Raw genomic sequence first — 16,047 nt, 5'->3', positions numbered from 1 at the left:
TGGAGGTGCTGAGCGAGCACCTCTGCCAAGGCTGGCTGGAGGGCTACCTGCTCACCGGGCGCCACGGGCTGTTCTCCTGCTACGAGGCGTTCATCCACATCGTCGACTCGATGTTCAACCAGCACGCGAAGTGGCTGAAGGTCACGCGCGGGATCCCGTGGCGCCGGCCGATCGCGTCGCTCAACTACCTGCTCACCTCGCACGTCTGGCGCCAGGACCACAACGGGTTCTCCCATCAGGACCCGGGCTTCATCGACCACGTGGTCAACAAGAAGGCGGAGATCGTGCGCGTCTACCTGCCGCCGGACGCCTACTGCCTGCTGTCGGTGGCCGACCACTGCCTGCGCTCGCGCCAGTACGTCAACGTGATCGTCGCGGGCAAGCAGCCGGCGCTGAACTACCTCGACATGGACGCGGCGATCGCCCACTGCACGCGCGGCCTGGGCATCTGGGAGTGGGCCGGCACGGAGACGCTCGAGGACGAGCCGGACGTCGTGCTCGGCTGCGCCGGCGACATCCCGACGCTCGAGACGCTCGCGGCCGCGGCGATGCTGCGCCAGCACCTGCCCGAGCTCAAGGTGCGGGTGATCAACGTCGTCGACCTGATGCGCCTGCAGCCCGAGACCGAGCACCCGCACGGGCTCTCGGACGCGCAGTTCGACGCGCTGTTCACGGCGGACAAGCCCGTCGTGTTCGCCTACCACGGCTACCCGTGGCTGATCCACCGGCTGACCTACCGGCGCACCAACCATCGCAACATCCACGTGCGCGGCTACACGGAGGAAGGCACTACCACCACGCCGTTCGACATGCTCGTGATGAACGACATGGACCGCTTCCAGCTCGTCATCGACGTGCTGGACCGGGTGCCCGACCTGGGTTCGGAGACCGCACTGCTGCGCCAGCGGATGCAGGACCTGCGCACCCGGCACCGGCAGTGGACCCGTACCTACGGTGCGGACCTGCCGGAGGTTCGCGACTGGTCCTGGCCGTTCTGATGCACGTCCTCGTGGTCAACGCCGGCTCGTCGAGCCTGAAGGTCCGGCTGCTCGACCCAGGGAACGAGGTCGTCGCGAAGCTCGATCTCGGGAAATGGGGCGGCCGGCACGAGACCGGGCAGCTCGCCGAGTTCGTCACCGGTCTCGACCGCGTGGACGCGGTCGGGCACCGCATCGTCCACGGTGGCGCGGAGTTCACCGGTCCCGTCCTGCTCGACCGCGACGTGCGCGACCGGATCGCGGCACTCGCGGAGCTGGCGCCGCTGCACCAACCGCGCGGCGTGGCCGGCATCGACGCCCTCGCCGAGGTGGCTTCCGGCGTGCCGGCCGTCGCGTGCTTCGACACCGCGTTCCACCACGACCTGCCCGCGGCGGCCGCCACCTATGCCCTGCCCCGCGACTGGAACGAGCGGTGGCGGCTGCGCCGCTACGGGTTCCACGGCCTGTCCCACGCCTACGCCGCGCGCCGCGCGGCGTCGATGCTGGACCGCGCGGATCCGCGGGTGGTGAGCTGCCATCTCGGCGCGGGTGCCTCGCTCGCCGCGGTCGCGGCCGGGCGGTCGCTGGACACGACGATGGGCTTCACGCCGCTGGCCGGCCTGGTGATGGCCACCCGTTCCGGGAGCCTGGATCCCGGCCTGCTGCTGTGGTTGCTGCGCCGCTCCGGCCTGGCCGTCGACGAGCTCGCGGACACGCTGGAACACCGCGCCGGCCTGGCCGGGCTGACCGGTGGCGACGGTGACATGCGGGACATCGCCGGCTCGGCCGGGCCCGTTGCCCGGCAGGCGTTCGACGTCTACATCCACCGCCTTCGCCGCGAGATCGCCGGCATGGCCGCGGCGATGGACGGCCTGGACGTGCTCGTGTTCACCGGCGGCGTCGGCGAGCACCAGCCACCCGTGCGAGCGGCGGCCGCCGCCGGGCTCGGCTTCCTCGGCGTGCGCATCGACGAGGAGGCGAACGACGCGGCCACGGACGACGCCGACATCACCGCCGCCGGCGCCCCGGTCAGCACGCTGGTGATCACCGCCCGCGAGGACGCCGAGATCGCCGGCCAGACCCGCGACCTCGTCGCGCCGCACTGACCTCCTCCTGCCGGGATGGAGCAGCGCTCCATCGTGGTGCCGTATGGTCGGGCGCATGGCGTGGTTGGGGACCGTCTCGCGGCGGGAGGCCGAGGGGGCGCTCGCGGAGGCGTATGCGGCGATGGCGGCCCGGCCGGTGCCCGAGGTCTACGTCCCGGCGCACGGCGACGCGCCCGGCATCATCCGCGCGCACAGCCTCGATCCCGAGCTCATCCGGCGAGCGTTCGCGATCTCCGGGGCGCTGCACCGTTCCGCGCTCGACTGGGCGGATCGGGAGCTGCTCTCCAGCGTCACGTCCCGGACCAACGAGTGCTTCTATTGAACGTCGGCGCACGCGGAGTTTCTGCGTGTCGCGAGCGGCGACGCCGAGTTGCCGGCAACTGTCCTCAAAGGACATGACGACCTGCTGCCCGCCCGTGGTGCCGCCCTCGCCCGGTTCGCGTCGCGGCTGACCGAGCGGCCGTGGACCATCACCGCCGGCGACGGTGCCGAGCTCGCCGCGCACGGGTTGGCGCCGGCCCAGGTGGAGTCGGCGACGGCCGTGGTCGCGATGTTCAACTACCTGACCCGTGTCGCCGACGCCTCCGGCATCGAGCTCGACTACGTCTCGCCGTTGCCGGCGTTCACGCCTGCGCGCGACCGCGATCCGGCGCCGCGCCCCGACCGTGCCGGCTGGCCCGACCTCGGCCCGGAGTTCCGCACGCTGCCCGCCTTCCCCGAGATCAGCGACGCGTGGGAACGCTGGCGCGGCTACGTCTTCGACTCGGACGAGCCGCTCAGCCGCCGCCAGCGCCGGGTGCTCGCCCGCGCGGCCGCCGAGGAGTGCTGCGACCGCCGGCGCGCCGACGAGCTCGCGGCTGAGGAACCCCGAGGCGGCGGCGAGGTCCTACTGGACTCGTTCGCCCGCAAGCTCAGCCGCACTCCCTGGCGCATGGGGCCGGCCGACCTGCAGGCGCTGCGCGACGCGAGCTTCCCGGAGGTGGCGCTCCTGCACGCGGTCGCGGCGGTCGCACTGCAGAACGCGGAGTCGCGGCTGGCCATGGGCCGCGCCTGCAGCCCCGGCTGACGTTCACTCCCGCTCGGGTGCGCCGGCGTGGCTGTCCTTGTCAGGTGCCGGTTCCGCCGTTCTGGTCACCGCCACCGGTCGCCGCGGGGCCACCGGTGGCGGTGGCGGGCCGGCTAGCGGAAGTCGCGGGACCGGTGTGCGGTGTGGAGGGTCAGGGGGTCGAGCCGGTCGGCGTTGAGGCTGCAGGTGCCCGCGATGTTCTGGAGCGTGCCGCGGACGAGGAGGGCGGTCGCTTCGCGGGCCGGTTTGCGGTAACGGGTCCACAGGCCGGCGGAGCAGACGATGTTGAGCATGCCGGTCTCGTCCTCGAGGTTGAGGAACGTGATGCCGCCGGCCGTCGCGGGTCTCTGGCGGTGAGTGACGGCGCCGCCGACGAGGATCCTCGTGCCGTCCGGGATCTCGGCGACGGCGGCGGTGGCGACGGCGCCGAGCCTGTCGAGGTGGTCGCGGAGGAACTCGACGGGGTGGCGGTCGGGGGTGATGCCCGTGGCCCACACGTCGGCCACGGTCAGCTCGATCGCGCTCATGCCGGGCAGGGATGGAGCCTGGCCGGCGGTGGCGGTGCCGGGAAGGTAGTGGGGCCGGTCGCGGGCGACGGCGCCGGCGGTCCACAGGGCTTGGCGGCGGTCGGGGCCGAACGACGCGAAGGCACCACTCGTGGCGAGGGCTTCGAGCTGGGGCTCGGTGAGGTTCGTGCGGCGGCCGACGTCTTCCATGTCCCGGTACGGGCCGTTCGCCTCGCGTTCGTCGATCAGCGCCTGGGCGGGGTCGTCGCCGAGGGTGCGGACGTCGCCGAGGCCGAGGCGGACGGCGACCCCGCCCGTGCTGCCGGCATCGGGTTCGAGGGTGGCGTGGGCGAGGCTCGTGTTGATGTCGGGGTGCTGGGTGAGGACGCCGTGGCGGCGGGCGTCGGCGACCAGCGACTGGGGTGCGTAGAAGCCCATCGGCTGCGCGCGCAGCAGCCCGGCACAGAACGCGGCGGGATGGTAGAGCTTCAGGTGCGCGCTGGCGTAGACGATGAGGGCGAAGCTCATGGAGTGGGCCTCGGGGAAGCCGTAGCCGGAGAACGCCTCGATCTGCGTGAAGATCAGGTCGGCGAGCTGGCCGGTGATGCCGTTGGCGGCGGCGCCGGTGTAGAAACGCTCCTTCAGACGCTCCATCTTGGCCCGCGAACGCTTCGCCCCCATCGCGCGGCGCAGCTGGTCGGCCTCGGCCGCGGTGAAGTCGGCGACGTCAACGGCCATCTGCATGACCTGTTCCTGGAACAGCGGCACCCCGAGCGTCCGGTCCAGCGCCCCGGCCAGCAGCGGATGCGCGTGCTCCCACTTCTCCCCGTTGCGGCGCCGGATGTACGGATGGACCGAGCCGCCCTGAATCGGGCCCGGCCGGATCAGCGCCACCTCGACGACCAGGTCGTAGAACTTCTCCGGCTTGAGCCTGGGGAGAGTGCCGAGCTGTGCCCGACTCTCCACTTGGAACACTCCGACCGCGTCGGCCGCGCAGAGCATGTCGTAGACCTTGGGGTCGGCGAGGTCGAACTTCGCGATGTCCACCTCGACGCCTTCGTGCTCGCGGACCAGGTCGATGGCGTAGTGGATCGCGGAGAGCATGCCGAGGCCGAGCAGGTCGAACTTGACCAGTCCTATTTGGGCACAGTCGTCCTTGTCCCACTGCAGTACCGTGCGGTCGGCCATCCGCGCGTGCTCGACCGGGACCACTTCGGACACCGGGCGGTCGCAGATCACCATGCCGCCGGAGTGGATGCCGAGGTGGCGGGGTGCGTCGCCGATCTGGTGGGCGAGGGCGAGGACGTCGTCGGGGATCGGATGCTCCTCGTCGGCGGCGACCTTGGCGACCGGGCCCCAGCGGTCGATCTGTTTCGCCCAGGCGTCCTGCTGACCGGTGGAGTAGCCCAGCGCCTTGGCCATGTCCCGCACGGCGGAGCGCGCGCGGTAGGTGATCACGTTGGCCACCTGGGCGGCGTGGTGGCGGCCGTGCTTGGCGTAGACGTACTGGATGGCTTCCTCGCGGCGGTCGGACTCGATGTCGACGTCGATGTCGGGCGGCCCGTCGCGTTCCGGGGCCAGGAACCGCTCGAAGAGCAGGCCCCACTTGACCGGGTCGGCGTTGGTGATCCCGAGGGCGTAGCAGACCGCGGAGTTCGCCGCGGAGCCGCGGCCCTGGGCGAGGATGTCGTGGCGGCGGCAGAACTCCACGATGTCCCACACCACCAGGAAGTAGCCGGGGAAGTTGAGCTCCTCGATGATCGCGAGCTCGTGGTCGAGCTGCGCGTACGCCTCCCGCGCGCCGGAGCGGGGGCCGTAGCGGCGCGCGGCGCCCTCGCCGACCAGGTGCCGCAACCACGTGATCTCCGTGTGCCCCTCGGGCACCGGGAACGGTGGCAGGTCCGGCGCGACGAGCTTCAGGTCGAAGGCGCACTCCAGCCCCAGCAACGCGGCCCGCTGGACGACACCGGGGTAGCGGGCGAACCGGCGGCCCATCTCCGCGCCCGTGCGCACGAACGCCGCCGGCGCCGGCGGCAGCCAGCCGTCGAGCTCTTCGAGCGACCGGCGGGCCCGCACGGCGGCGACCGCGGCGGCGAGGCGGCCGTTCCGCGGTTGGGCGTAGTGCACGTTGTTCGACGCGATCACCCCGACCTTCAGGTCGGCGGCGATCTCGACGAGCAGGTCGTTGTGCGTGGTGTCGAGCGGGTAGCCGTGGTCGATCAGCTCCACCATCACGTGCCGGCGCCCGAACCAGCCGACCAGCCGGCGCACCTCCGCCCAGGCCGCCGCCGGCCCGTGGTTCAGGAGGGCTTGGCGAACCGCGCCCTTGCGGCAGCCGGTCAGCACCACGCTGTGCCTGGCGAGCTCGCCGACGATCTCGTCGAGGTCGTAGACCGGCTTGCCCTTCTCCGCGCCCCGCAGGTGGGCGTTGGAGATCACCCGGCACAACCGCCGGTAGCCCGCCAACCGGCGAGCCAGCACCAGCAGGTGCTGTCCCTCCGGGTCGGCGACCCCGTTCTGCGGGGCGGTCAGGCCGAGGCTGAGCTCGGCGCCGTAGACCGTGCGCATGCCGTACTCGCGGGCGGCGTCGGCGAAGCGGACCACGCCGTACATGCCGTCGTGGTCGGTCAGCGCGATCGCGTCGAGCTGGGCGCGGACCGCCTCCTCCACGAGCTGTTCCGGGTGGGACGCGCCGTCGAGGAAGCTGAAGTTCGAGTGCACGTGCAGCTCGGCGTAGGGAGTGCGGGGTACGCCGAGGCAGACCTCGTCCCAGTCGTAGCGCTCCGCCAGATCCGGTGGGGGTCCCGCATAGCCCTCCCGGTGCCGCGACCACGCCGGCCCGTCCCCACCGTCCCCGGGCGGGGCCTCGACCTTTCCGGACAGCGCCCGTTCGAGCTCTGACCAGGAGCGGCCCCCGCTGTTGAACCCCACCCGCTGCTCCCGCCTCGGTCTTGTCGCCGAGGGGAAGCCAGCGATCGAACATCTGTTCGGAGTATGCGCATGGATCGCCGCCACCGTCAACTCCGTGCGGCCGGTGACAAGCCGTTGGCACCGGCTCAGGAGAAATTGCGACCGCCGCGTCGGCCGTCGAATGACGGACGGGAGAGCGCCGGGCGCGCGCCTAGGGTGTGGGTGTGTTGGCGTTGACCGCGACGCGTGCCGCGCCGCATGCGGTGCTCGGTGAGGTGGCCGATCCGGTGCCGCTGCCCGGTGAGGCCCTGGTGCGCGTGGTGGCGTCGTCGCTGAACCGGGGTGAGGTCGTCGATCTGGCCCGGCGCGGCGAGGGGGCGCCTGTCGGTTGGGACGTCGCGGGTGTGGTGGAGCAGGCCGCTGCGGACGGCAGTGGGCCGGCGGCCGGAGCGCGGGTGGTGGGGCTGGTCCGGGCCGGTGCCTGGGCGCAGCGGGTCGCGGTACGCACGTCGTGGTTGGTTCGGGTTCCGGACGGGGTGCCGGACGCGCAGGTCGCGGCGATGCCAACAGCCGGACTGACCGCGTTGCGGGCGTTGGAGGTCGGCGGCTTCGCGCTGGCGAAGCGGGTGTTGGTCACCGGGGCCAACGGTGGTGTAGGGCGCATGGCGGTGCAGCTGGCGGGTTTGGCCGGGGCGCGGGTCACCGCGTTGGTGCGTGCCGACGCCACGGGGTGCGAGCCGTTGCACGACCTGGGTGCCCACGAGGTCCTCGACCAGCTTGACGGTGACTTCGACCTGATCGTCGACGGCGTCGGCGGCGAGATCTTCGGGCGGGCCATCGAGCATCTGGCCGCCGGGGGAGTGGTGGTGAACCTCGCGACCCGGCATCCCGATGAGACGGTCACGTTCCGGGCGGCTCGCTTCGACCGGGCGCCCGGCGCCAGGATCTACACGCTCAACCTGTTCGACGAGCTGGCCCGCCACGCCGGGGCGGCCGCCGACCTGCGTCGGCTGTGCGAGCTTCTGGCCGGCCGTCGCCTCGACGCGCAGGTGGCACTCGAGGTCTCCTGGCGCGAGCACGCCACCGCGTTCGAGGCCCTGCTGCGGCGCCGGATCGGCGGCAAGGTCGTGCTCCGCATCGACTGACCGCGTCAAGCACGGCCGCCGTCTGTGTGGCCGGGAGATCCGTGGGCGCTACCGCAGTTGGTCGCGGCGGCGGGTCAGGTAGGCGGTCTCGGCGGTGTTACCGGCCAGGTCGATGGCTTTGTCGTAGGCGGCGCGTGACTGCCGGCCGCGGCCGAGCCGGCGCAGCAGTTCGGCGCGGGTGGCGTGGTAGGCGTGGTAGGCGGCCAGCTTGTCCTCGAGACGGTCGACGGCCGCCAGCGCCACCTCCGGGCCGTCGAGCTCGGCGACCGCGATGGCCCGGTTGAGGACGACGATCGGCGAGGGGTCGAGGCGGACGAGCTGGTCGTAGAGGGCGACGACCTGTGACCAGTCGGTGTCGCGTACGTCGCGGGCGGAGGTGTGCACGGCGTTGATCGCGGCGAGGATCTGGTAGCGACCCGGCGCCACCCCGGCGGCGGCAGCGGCGAGGCGCTCGCGCACCAGGCGGTGGCCCTCGGCGATCAGGGCCGTGTCCCAGGCTCCGCGGTCCTGCTCGTGGAGGGCGACCAGCTCGCCGCCGGAGACCCGGGTGGTGCGGCGGGCCTCGATGAGGAGCATCAGCGCCAGCAGCCCGGCCACCTCACCGTCGTCCGGCAGCAGGGCACGGATCAGGCGGGTGAGCCGGATCGCCTCGGTGGTCAGGTCCTGACGTACCGGATCGGTCTCGGGGCCGGTCGCCAGGTAGCCCTCGTTGAACACGAGGAACAGGACGGCCAGCACGCCGGAGACGCGGGCCGGCAGATCCTCGGCGGACGGCACGCGATAGGGGACGCGGGCCGCCTTGATCTTGGCCTTCGCGCGGGTGATCCGCTGCCCCATGGCGGCCTCGGACGCCAGGAAGGCGCGGGCGATCTCGGGCACGGTCAGGCCGCCGACCATGCGCAGCGTCAGCGCCAGGCGGGCTTCCATCGCCAGCGCCGGGTGGCAGCAGGTGAAGATCAGCCGGAGCCGGTCGTCGTCGATGGCGCCGAGAGGCTCGGGCGGGTCGTCGTCGTACACCATCTGAGCCTCCTTGTGCTTGTCGTCGCGCTTGCTCTCGCGCCGGATCCGGTCGATGGCCTTGTTGTTGGCGGTGGTGGTCAGCCAGGCGCCGGGGTTGGGCGGCACGCCGTCGGCCGGCCACCGCTCGACGGCGGTCGCGAACGCCTCGGCCGCGGCCTCCTCGGCGATGTCGAGATCGCCGAAACGCCTGGTCAGGGCGGCGACCACCCGGGCCCACTCCTCGTGGTGCACCCGGGTGATCGCCTCGTCGACGGCGCTCACCGGAATGGCCGCACCTCGATCTTCCGATCGCAGATCTTCGACGCCTCGGTGGCGAGCTTGAGCGCCACATCCAGATCGGGGGCCTCCCACACCCAGACGCCGGCCAGGTACTCCTTCGACTCCACGAACGGCCCGTCGCTGAACACCGCCTGCTCGCCCCGGTTGTCGATGACCGTGGCCGTGGTGGTGTCCGCGAGGCCGCCCGCGAAAACCCAGTAGCCCTCGGCGATCAGTCGTTCGTTGAACGCGCTGATTGCCGGCTGCCTGTCCGTGCTGCCGGGATTGCTCTTGTCATCGATCACGGAAACCAGATACTGCATCTGAAGATCATCTCCTGTTGTTGTTCAAGGCTGTGGTGTACCCGGTGCCGGCCCCTCGCGGGCGGCCTCACCCCTCCTACGAACACCACCGCCCCGATCCGACACCGCCTTCCGGATTTCTTCGGAACCGCTTCGGTGCCGGCTTCGAGATCAGTACGACCTGCTGCGAGAACGCGTGCTCAGGTCTTCGCACTCAAACGATCGGTTAGTTCTTGCCCACTTACGATCACATCTCGCCAACTCATGGCAGGCTGATTTCATCGTCCCCCCTGCGCACGAAGGGATGTATGTGTTCATGACTATCTTCTCCCGCAAGTCCCGGTTCAGAGCCGGGCTCGCGACACTGTTCCTGGTCGCGGCGCTGGCCCAGCCGACGATCATGGTCGCCGGCGCCACGCCGGCGGCCGCGTCGTTCGGGATCAGTACCGGAAAGGGAATCGACGCCTGCGGTCTGATGAACAACACCGCCCGCGCTCAGGCGTTCTGGCAGAACACGCCGTACAACAACATCGGGATCTACATCGGTGGCTCGTCTGCCGCGTGCCCGACCAACTCAGCGTCGTTCGTCAGCTCGCTGGTGAACATGGGTTGGGGAATCATGCCGTTGTGGGTCGGCCCACAGGCGCCCTGCACCAGCTATGGATCGCGGTTCAGCTCGAACACGACCACCGCCTACAACCAGGGCAAGAACGAGGCGATCGCCTCGTACAACAAGCTGATCAGCCTCGGCATGTCGACCGACAACACGCCGGTGATCTATGACCTCGAGGCGTTCGACACGAGCAACAGCGGCTGTCTCAGCGCGGCCAAGGCGTTCATCCGTGGCTGGACCGAACAGCTGCACGTCCCACCGGCGCAGAAGGCGGGCGTCTACGGGTCGAGCTGCGCATCGGGCATCGGGACCTATGCGAGCAACAACCCGGCCCCGGATTTCATCCACGGCGCGGACTGGGACGGCATCACGAGCACGTCGAACATGGCCTGCGTCAGCGCCGGCAACTGGACCCTCCACCAGCGACACAAGCAGTACCGAGGTGGCCACAGCGAGACCTGGAACGGCGTGACGGTCTCCGTGGACAGCGACTGCTCCAACGGCCCCGTCTACCCAGCCGGGGACACCGCCAGCCAGGGCTGCGTGTAGGAGGGAACGGACCATGAAACGACTCCTGGCTAGTGCTGTTACCGGCCTGATCGCGCTCGCACTGGTGACCGCCTGTGGACAGCGCCCCGGCGCGAACGCGGGCGCACCCGCGATCAGCGACACGCTCACCTCGGCGCCAATCGACGCCGGGCTGGTGACCGACCGGTTCGGCTGGGTCCTGAGCGCCGACGCGTTGCTACTCACCCGGGACGGCGGCAAGACGTTCCAGAAGACGGCGGTCGACGTGCCGGCCGGCTCGGCGCGCGCGGCGAGCTTCACCGACGCCACGCACGGCTGGGTCGCCGCGCTGGACGGAACCGGCATCGCGGTTGCGCGCACCGCCGACGGCGGCAAGTCCTGGACGACGAGCACGATCCCGACGAAGGCACGGATCGCCGACCTGTCCGTCGCGTTCGGGGACGCCGAGCGCGGCGCCCTGGTCGCGAGGGAGCAGACAGGCGGCGCGTTCTCGATGGCGGACCTGTACGCCACCACAGACGGCGGCGCGTCGTGGCGGGCCGGCATCGCGCCGGTGGCCGGGCGCGTCGCCGTCGACACCGCCGGCCGGATCTGGCTCGCGGGCGGCGCGCTCGGCAACGAGCTGTACTCCTCCGCCAACCGCGGCGGTTCGTGGGCCAAGGCGCGGTTCTCGTTGTCTGGCGGGGAAGCGCCGCAGGCCGTCGCGCCGCCGGCGAACGGCGTGGTGCCGGTGAGCGTGAGCAAGGGCGACCGGTCGCGGGTCGGCCTGCTCACCTCCACCGACAACGGCGCGAGCTGGCGGGAGACCGGAGCCGTGCGGACGGCCACCGACTCCGCGGTCGCCCCCGCGGTGTCGGTGGCGCGCGACTCGTCGGTCGCCGTCGCGGACCCGGCCGGTGGCCGGCTGGGTCGCGTTCCCGCGGCGAACGGGTCGACCGCGGCGGCGACGCCGAAGTCGGCGCAGGGCCTGCCCGCGGGCGTGTCGCGGATAGGCATGGTCGGCTCTGCCGGCTGGGCGCTCGCATCGTCCGGCAGCTGTGCCGGCCAGAAGCAGGACTGCGTGATCACGCACAGGCTGGTCGCCACCACCGACAACGGCGCGACGTGGCACGAGCTGTTGCGCTGGGTGCAAAGGCTCAACTGACGGTTACGTACTGACCCGGGGCGGCGGTGTCCACACCGCCGCCCCGCGGCACGTCGCGCTGGAAATGCCCCACCCACCCGCAGTACAGGCTGCCTACAGAACGGCTACACACCCCGGCGTGATTCTCGTGATCACGGGCGCGCATCAGGCGTTCGAACTCACGAGAGGAACAACCGCGCCGCGGCGACGTGTATGGCTCGGGCCTTTCACTTGAAGTCTCAGTAGGGAGCTCGTTAATGAAATGGCATCTCAAGTTCACGGTTGGTGCGGTCATCGCGGGGTTGTGCATGACGCTCACCGCGATGCCCGCCTCGGCCGATCCGCCCACCCCTGCGGCCTATCGTTCCTGCTCGACCACGGGTGCGAGCGGCACGGCTCATATCTGGGCCTGGTACGTCGGCATCACGAGCGTGCCGCTCGACTTCAACGTCGACGACACGCTGGCCGATGATCACCACGTGCAGATCCGTGTCATCGGCAAGGATCTGAATACGAACATGATCTACTACCCTTGGCACAAGGTGTACACGGGATACGGCACCGGGGCCAGCTATTCCAGCACCGCCCAGTTCAGTGGGGGCTTCGGCGATCTCGGCATTGAAGTTGCCCGCTTCGAGGGCGACACAATGCTCAACTACTGCCGCGACTGGATCAATACCGGCCATACCTGATCCGGCCGAGTGACCCAACGTTCCTTGGCTGGTGATTGCTGGTTCGGGTCAGGGACTTCGCCCTGCCAGGCTCCTCGGCAGGGCGAACCTTGTCATGTCCCCTCCCACGTGACCCGCCTGGAGTGCTCGTCGCGGCGTCGTGACTGTTTCGCCTTACGACAGATTCGATCGGTGAATTCGCTACCGGTCGACAGGGCGAACTATCCCAGACACGTCGGGTCGGTCCGTGTATTACGTGCCGCCCGAAGTCGGGAAGACGTCTGGCCGTGAAGGGCGATTTCCGACAAGGCAGACCGAATTCTCCGGAAGATCTTTCCGAAAACAGAAGTCGAAAGTCCCTGTTGCGCGACGGTGCGCGGTGGTACGTATGAAAGGTTCTCCGATAAAGGGACGTCGCCGAAAGCGAGCATTGTCTTTCGGTCGGGGGACTTCTGTCCAATTTACCTGAGTGTCTGGGGAATTACATATGCCTGACACAACCGGACCACTGCAACCATTGGATCTCGCTGCGCTTCAGGACGCGCTGGCCGAGGCCGGCAATCCCTGGAACAGCGGCGCTACGGCGATGACCGCCCTCGAAGAGCGGGAACGGACGATTCGCCTCGGAGTGCCGCCCCGGCCCGAACTGCCGGCCCACGACGACGCCCTCGCCGCGGCAGTCGCCGATACGCGGGCAGCCGGGGCGCCCACGAGCTTCGACCTCCGCAATGTCGGTGGCGTCAGCTACGACACACCGGTCAAGGATCAGGGGGCCTGCGGATCCTGCGTGGCATTCGGCACGGTGGCGGTCATGGAGACCGTCTTCCGGTACACGCGCCGCACGACGATGCCGATCGACCTGTCCGAAGCACATCTGTTCTACTGCCACGGGCGCGCGGCGGGCCGCAACTGCTCGAACGGGTGGCTGCCGGAGCCCGCGTTGACCTGCGCGCGCGACAAGGGCGTCACGTTCGAGGACTACTACCCCTACACGGCCGGCGACCAGGATTGCTCGAACCTCAATGCGGACTGGCCGAACCGGCTGGCCAAGGTCTCGTCGTTCGAGACGATCTCCGGCAACGTGGCGAAGATGAAGGAGTCCATTTCCACGTACGGATCGGTCACCGCGTGTTTCAACGTGTTCCAGGACTTCTTCAGCTACCGGTCCGGCGTCTACCGTCACCTCTCCGGTGGGCTCGCGGGCGGTCACTGCGTGGTGCTCATCGGCTACGACGATGCGGCAGGTTGCTGGATCGCCCGTAACAGCTGGGGCACGAACTGGGGCGATGCCGGGTACTTCCGCATCGCCTATGGCGAGTGCGGTATCGAGACGTTCCAGACCTGTGCGGCGTATGGCGTCAACATCCGCGCCTGGCTGCCCGACCAGCAGGTCGCCAGCCTGTGGAGCAACGAATACGACGCCAACATCTGGGCCTACGGGGCCCAGCGCGGATGGCTCAAGCTCGACAGCACCGCGATGGTCACGGCACAGGGAATGTTGTCCGAACTGGCGGCCGCGAAGGCTCTCGCCAGGCCCGTCGGCATGTTCGAGGACAACGGCAGCGTCAAGCAAATCTATGCGTGGTAGGGACATCATGACCCACGGAACTCCGACCCTTCATCCGCCGACGTCTGACGGCACGACCGAGACCGACGTGCCGGGCAGCTCGCAACCAACTGCGTTCAGCGACAGGCAGGTGGCGCTACGGGCGGCCGAGTCCATGCCGCTTGCCGGACCCGTCACGGTGCCGCCGGCGATGGCCGCCGAGGCGGTCGGCGAGGTAACCGGTACGTGGCGCAACAACGTCAAGATCGACGCGCTGTGGGCCATCGACGAGACCCGCAACGCCTGGGTCCGCGTCGCCGGCCTGGGCTGGCGCAAGATCTACAACGGCCGGGACGGCGCCTTCACGGCCTTGCTCACCCTGGCATCGCAGGCTCGCCAGACCGGCCGTCCCATCAACGTCCGCGAGGAAGCCGATGGAATGATCTACGAGATCTACCTCTGGTGATCGCCAGTCGCTTCGGGTCCGGATCGCTGTTCACCGGCGGTCCGACCCCGAGCGACTACGCCGGCTGACCTCGCACAGTCACCCGCACTCGCCGTTGCTCGATCGGCGCGGCTTCCCACGGCCGCGCGTGCTCCAGCACGACGCTCGCCGACACCGCATCGACCACCCGGACCCGGACCAGACGTTCGCCGGCGGCACCAGCCACTTGCTGGACACTCGGCGGTACGAACTCGTTACTGATCAGTTCGAGTCCCGCACCCAGCTCGCGCACCGACCATACGTAGCCGGTCGTCCCGTTCTCCCGCAGTCGGATGACGACCTCGTCGCCGATATCCACCTCGGCATCGTCGGAATCGATCAACTCGACCTCAGCCACACCAGCATTGTAGACCGTCGAGAGAGGTGAAAATAACTATTCGAGACCTTGCGCTGTTGGCCGATAACAACAGCGTCTCAGGGGCGTGGGAAGCCACGACCATGAACATTTGATTGTGTAGAGAGTATTCATGGCGCAGTGGTGGGAATTGGCGATTCCGGCAGCGGCAACTCTCATCGGTGGCTTCGCGGCAGCTTGGTGGCAGGCTCAAGCTGCTGATCGGCAACTTCGGGCACAGAGCCGGTTGGCGGCTCAGCAGCGCTTGTTCGAGCAACGCCTCCGTGCCTATCGCGGCTTGTCAACCGCCTGTTGGGAGGCGCTGGCGGCGGCGCGCTCGTACCAGGAGTATAGCGAACAGTTGGCCGACAACCCCGAGAGCGATGCGTTGAAAGAGGGTCGCCAGAGGATCTACCAGGAGTTGTATCAGCTCACCGAGCAGGTGCGGAAAGCGGTTACCGATGTCTCGATAATTGGTGCTGAGAAGCTTGTGGATGCGGCGTGGCAGGTTGCTGACCAACTGACTCCGGCGATTCTCAGTCAGGTCAGCGACTATCCGCAAATTCTCGAGTCGATCAAAGAGTTCCAGCGTATGGCTCGGCTCGATCTTGGTCGAGTGCCGTGAACCGGCAGTAACCCGGAAGGTGCGAGGCTCCGGGCCACGGTGTTGATCAGTTGCTCGCGATCACGGCGTGAACCGTCGAGGTCGAGCCTGCATTCGGAGCGGAGGTCGGGCAGGAGTGCCAGACTCCATCGCTGTGTTGCGCCCGAAACGGGCCGGCCTCGATAGCGGCGAGGCCGGCCCGGAGATATGAACCGCGTCGAGTGGCCGATGGTGGCGCGCGCGGTGGACTGGCCTAGTACCAGTCTGTACAGGTCGTGCCGCCCGGGGCGGAGAAGCCGACACAAGCCCGTACCTCGAAGGTGCTGGGGTTGTAATACATGCCGCTCCACGTCAGCCAGGTGTTCGGGGCCTCCTGCGCCGACCACGCCCCCGACTGAGACAGCGAGTGCTTGCCCAGGCCCGTTTCCAAGGTGCCGGACAGCTTGCTGTAGCGGTCCACCCAGACGTTGCCCGGGTATCCGCCGGGAGTCCACTCGACACGAGCCCAGGCGTACTGATCCCCGTCGGTCACACCCGATCGCAAATCGATATAGCCGCTTCCGTCGCTGATGCTGTAGACGGTATAGGTGCTCTGCCAGTTCTGGATGTTTGGATTGTGGCCATCGCAACCGAAGTTCGCGCACAGGGCTTGGGTCAATTCGGTGGTGGCACCGGCCGTGCCGGTGAACGCGAACAGCAGTCCGGTCAACGCCGCTGCCAGAGTCAGCGCCGTGGTGAGCTTTCGTTTTAGGGAAAAGGACTTCATACGTGCTCCTCGAGTGACTGCATTCCTGATGTGTCAGCCGCTGACCGGGGTGGGACAACTCGGCACA

16 protein-coding genes are annotated in these 16,047 nt (G+C 69.3%); 11 read left to right on the top strand and 5 right to left on the bottom strand.

All coding sequences use genetic code 11. The features are described from left to right. The 4 genes from VH969_RS29315 to VH969_RS29300 form a co-directional block, all read left to right on the top strand. A partial coding sequence (locus VH969_RS29315) for a phosphoketolase family protein (protein ID WP_527249174.1) occupies positions 1-998 on the top strand: 998 nt, incomplete at its 5' end. Next, positions 998-2,083 (top strand): acetate/propionate family kinase, encoded by a 1,086-nt coding sequence (locus VH969_RS29310; protein ID WP_331980099.1) that lies wholly within the window; start codon positions 998-1,000, stop codon positions 2,081-2,083. The genes VH969_RS29315 and VH969_RS29310, both read left to right, overlap by 1 nt. A 55-nt stretch (positions 2,084-2,138) precedes the next feature. Further along, positions 2,139-2,405 carry a carboxymuconolactone decarboxylase family protein gene (locus VH969_RS29305; protein WP_331980097.1) on the top strand — a complete coding sequence of 89 codons (267 nt, stop codon included), beginning with the start codon at positions 2,139-2,141 and terminating at the stop codon, positions 2,403-2,405. 48 nt (positions 2,406-2,453) lie between these two features. After that, positions 2,454-3,149 (top strand): carboxymuconolactone decarboxylase family protein, encoded by a 696-nt coding sequence (locus tag VH969_RS29300; RefSeq protein WP_331980095.1) that lies wholly within the window; start codon positions 2,454-2,456, stop codon positions 3,147-3,149. 113 nt (positions 3,150-3,262) lie between these two features. Here VH969_RS29300 and VH969_RS29295 read toward each other — a convergent pair whose 3' ends face one another. Beyond that, positions 3,263-6,586, bottom strand: a complete 3,324-nt coding sequence (locus tag VH969_RS29295; protein ID WP_331980093.1) for an error-prone DNA polymerase — start codon at positions 6,584-6,586, stop codon at positions 3,263-3,265. Positions 6,587-6,789: 203 nt separating this feature from the next. Between VH969_RS29295 and VH969_RS29290 the strand changes: the two genes are divergently transcribed. After that, the gene (locus tag VH969_RS29290; protein WP_331980091.1) at positions 6,790-7,710 is read left to right on the top strand and encodes a zinc-binding dehydrogenase; all 921 of its coding nucleotides are present in this window, start codon (positions 6,790-6,792) and stop codon (positions 7,708-7,710) included. 48 nt (positions 7,711-7,758) lie between these two features. On the opposite strand, the gene VH969_RS29285 is transcribed toward VH969_RS29290, so the two are convergent. Beyond that, complete coding sequence (locus VH969_RS29285) at positions 7,759-8,991, bottom strand: RNA polymerase sigma factor (protein ID WP_331980089.1); 1,233 nt, start codon at positions 8,989-8,991, stop codon at positions 7,759-7,761. Then, entirely contained in the window at positions 8,988-9,311 is a 324-nt protein-coding gene (locus VH969_RS29280) for a YciI family protein (protein WP_331980087.1), read from the bottom strand. The genes VH969_RS29285 and VH969_RS29280 overlap by 4 nt, the downstream gene beginning before the upstream one ends. A gap of 295 nt (positions 9,312-9,606) precedes the next feature. Here VH969_RS29280 and VH969_RS29275 point away from each other — a divergent pair, with 295 nt between their 5' ends. The 5 genes from VH969_RS29275 (at position 9,607) to VH969_RS29255 (ending at position 14,237) form a co-directional block, all read left to right on the top strand. Further along, positions 9,607-10,452, top strand: a complete 846-nt coding sequence (locus tag VH969_RS29275; protein WP_331980085.1) for a DUF1906 domain-containing protein — start codon at positions 9,607-9,609, stop codon at positions 10,450-10,452. 13 nt (positions 10,453-10,465) lie between these two features. Continuing rightward, positions 10,466-11,575, top strand: a complete 1,110-nt coding sequence (locus VH969_RS29270) for a YCF48-related protein (protein ID WP_331980083.1) — start codon at positions 10,466-10,468, stop codon at positions 11,573-11,575. A 236-nt stretch (positions 11,576-11,811) separates the two neighbouring features. Then, a complete protein-coding gene (locus VH969_RS29265) occupies positions 11,812-12,246 on the top strand; it encodes a hypothetical protein (protein ID WP_331980081.1) in 435 nt (144 codons plus the stop codon). A 466-nt stretch (positions 12,247-12,712) separates the two neighbouring features. Continuing rightward, positions 12,713-13,813: a C1 family peptidase gene (locus VH969_RS29260; RefSeq protein WP_331980079.1), complete on the top strand. Its 1,101-nt coding sequence runs from the start codon at positions 12,713-12,715 to the stop codon at positions 13,811-13,813. A gap of 7 nt (positions 13,814-13,820) precedes the next feature. After that, a complete protein-coding gene (locus VH969_RS29255; RefSeq protein ID WP_331980077.1) occupies positions 13,821-14,237 on the top strand; it encodes a hypothetical protein in 417 nt (138 codons plus the stop codon). Positions 14,238-14,292: 55 nt separating this feature from the next. On the opposite strand, the gene VH969_RS29250 is transcribed toward VH969_RS29255, so the two are convergent. Further along, a complete protein-coding gene (locus tag VH969_RS29250; protein WP_331980075.1) occupies positions 14,293-14,613 on the bottom strand; it encodes a protease inhibitor I42 family protein in 321 nt (106 codons plus the stop codon). Positions 14,614-14,743: 130 nt separating this feature from the next. Between VH969_RS29250 and VH969_RS29245 the strand changes: the two genes are divergently transcribed. Further along, positions 14,744-15,235, top strand: a complete 492-nt coding sequence (locus VH969_RS29245) for a hypothetical protein (protein ID WP_331980073.1) — start codon at positions 14,744-14,746, stop codon at positions 15,233-15,235. Positions 15,236-15,467: 232 nt separating this feature from the next. On the opposite strand, the gene VH969_RS29240 is transcribed toward VH969_RS29245, so the two are convergent. Next, complete coding sequence (locus VH969_RS29240) at positions 15,468-15,980, bottom strand: hypothetical protein (protein ID WP_331980071.1); 513 nt, start codon at positions 15,978-15,980, stop codon at positions 15,468-15,470. Positions 15,981-16,047 lie beyond the last annotated feature (67 nt).

Origin of the sequence: Actinophytocola sp., assembly GCF_036555685.1 — a bacterium.
Taxonomy (GTDB): Bacteria; Actinomycetota; Actinomycetes; order Mycobacteriales; family Pseudonocardiaceae; genus Actinophytocola.
The sequence above is the reverse complement of the archived record's forward strand: the minus strand, read 5'-3'. Positions and strand labels throughout refer to the sequence as shown.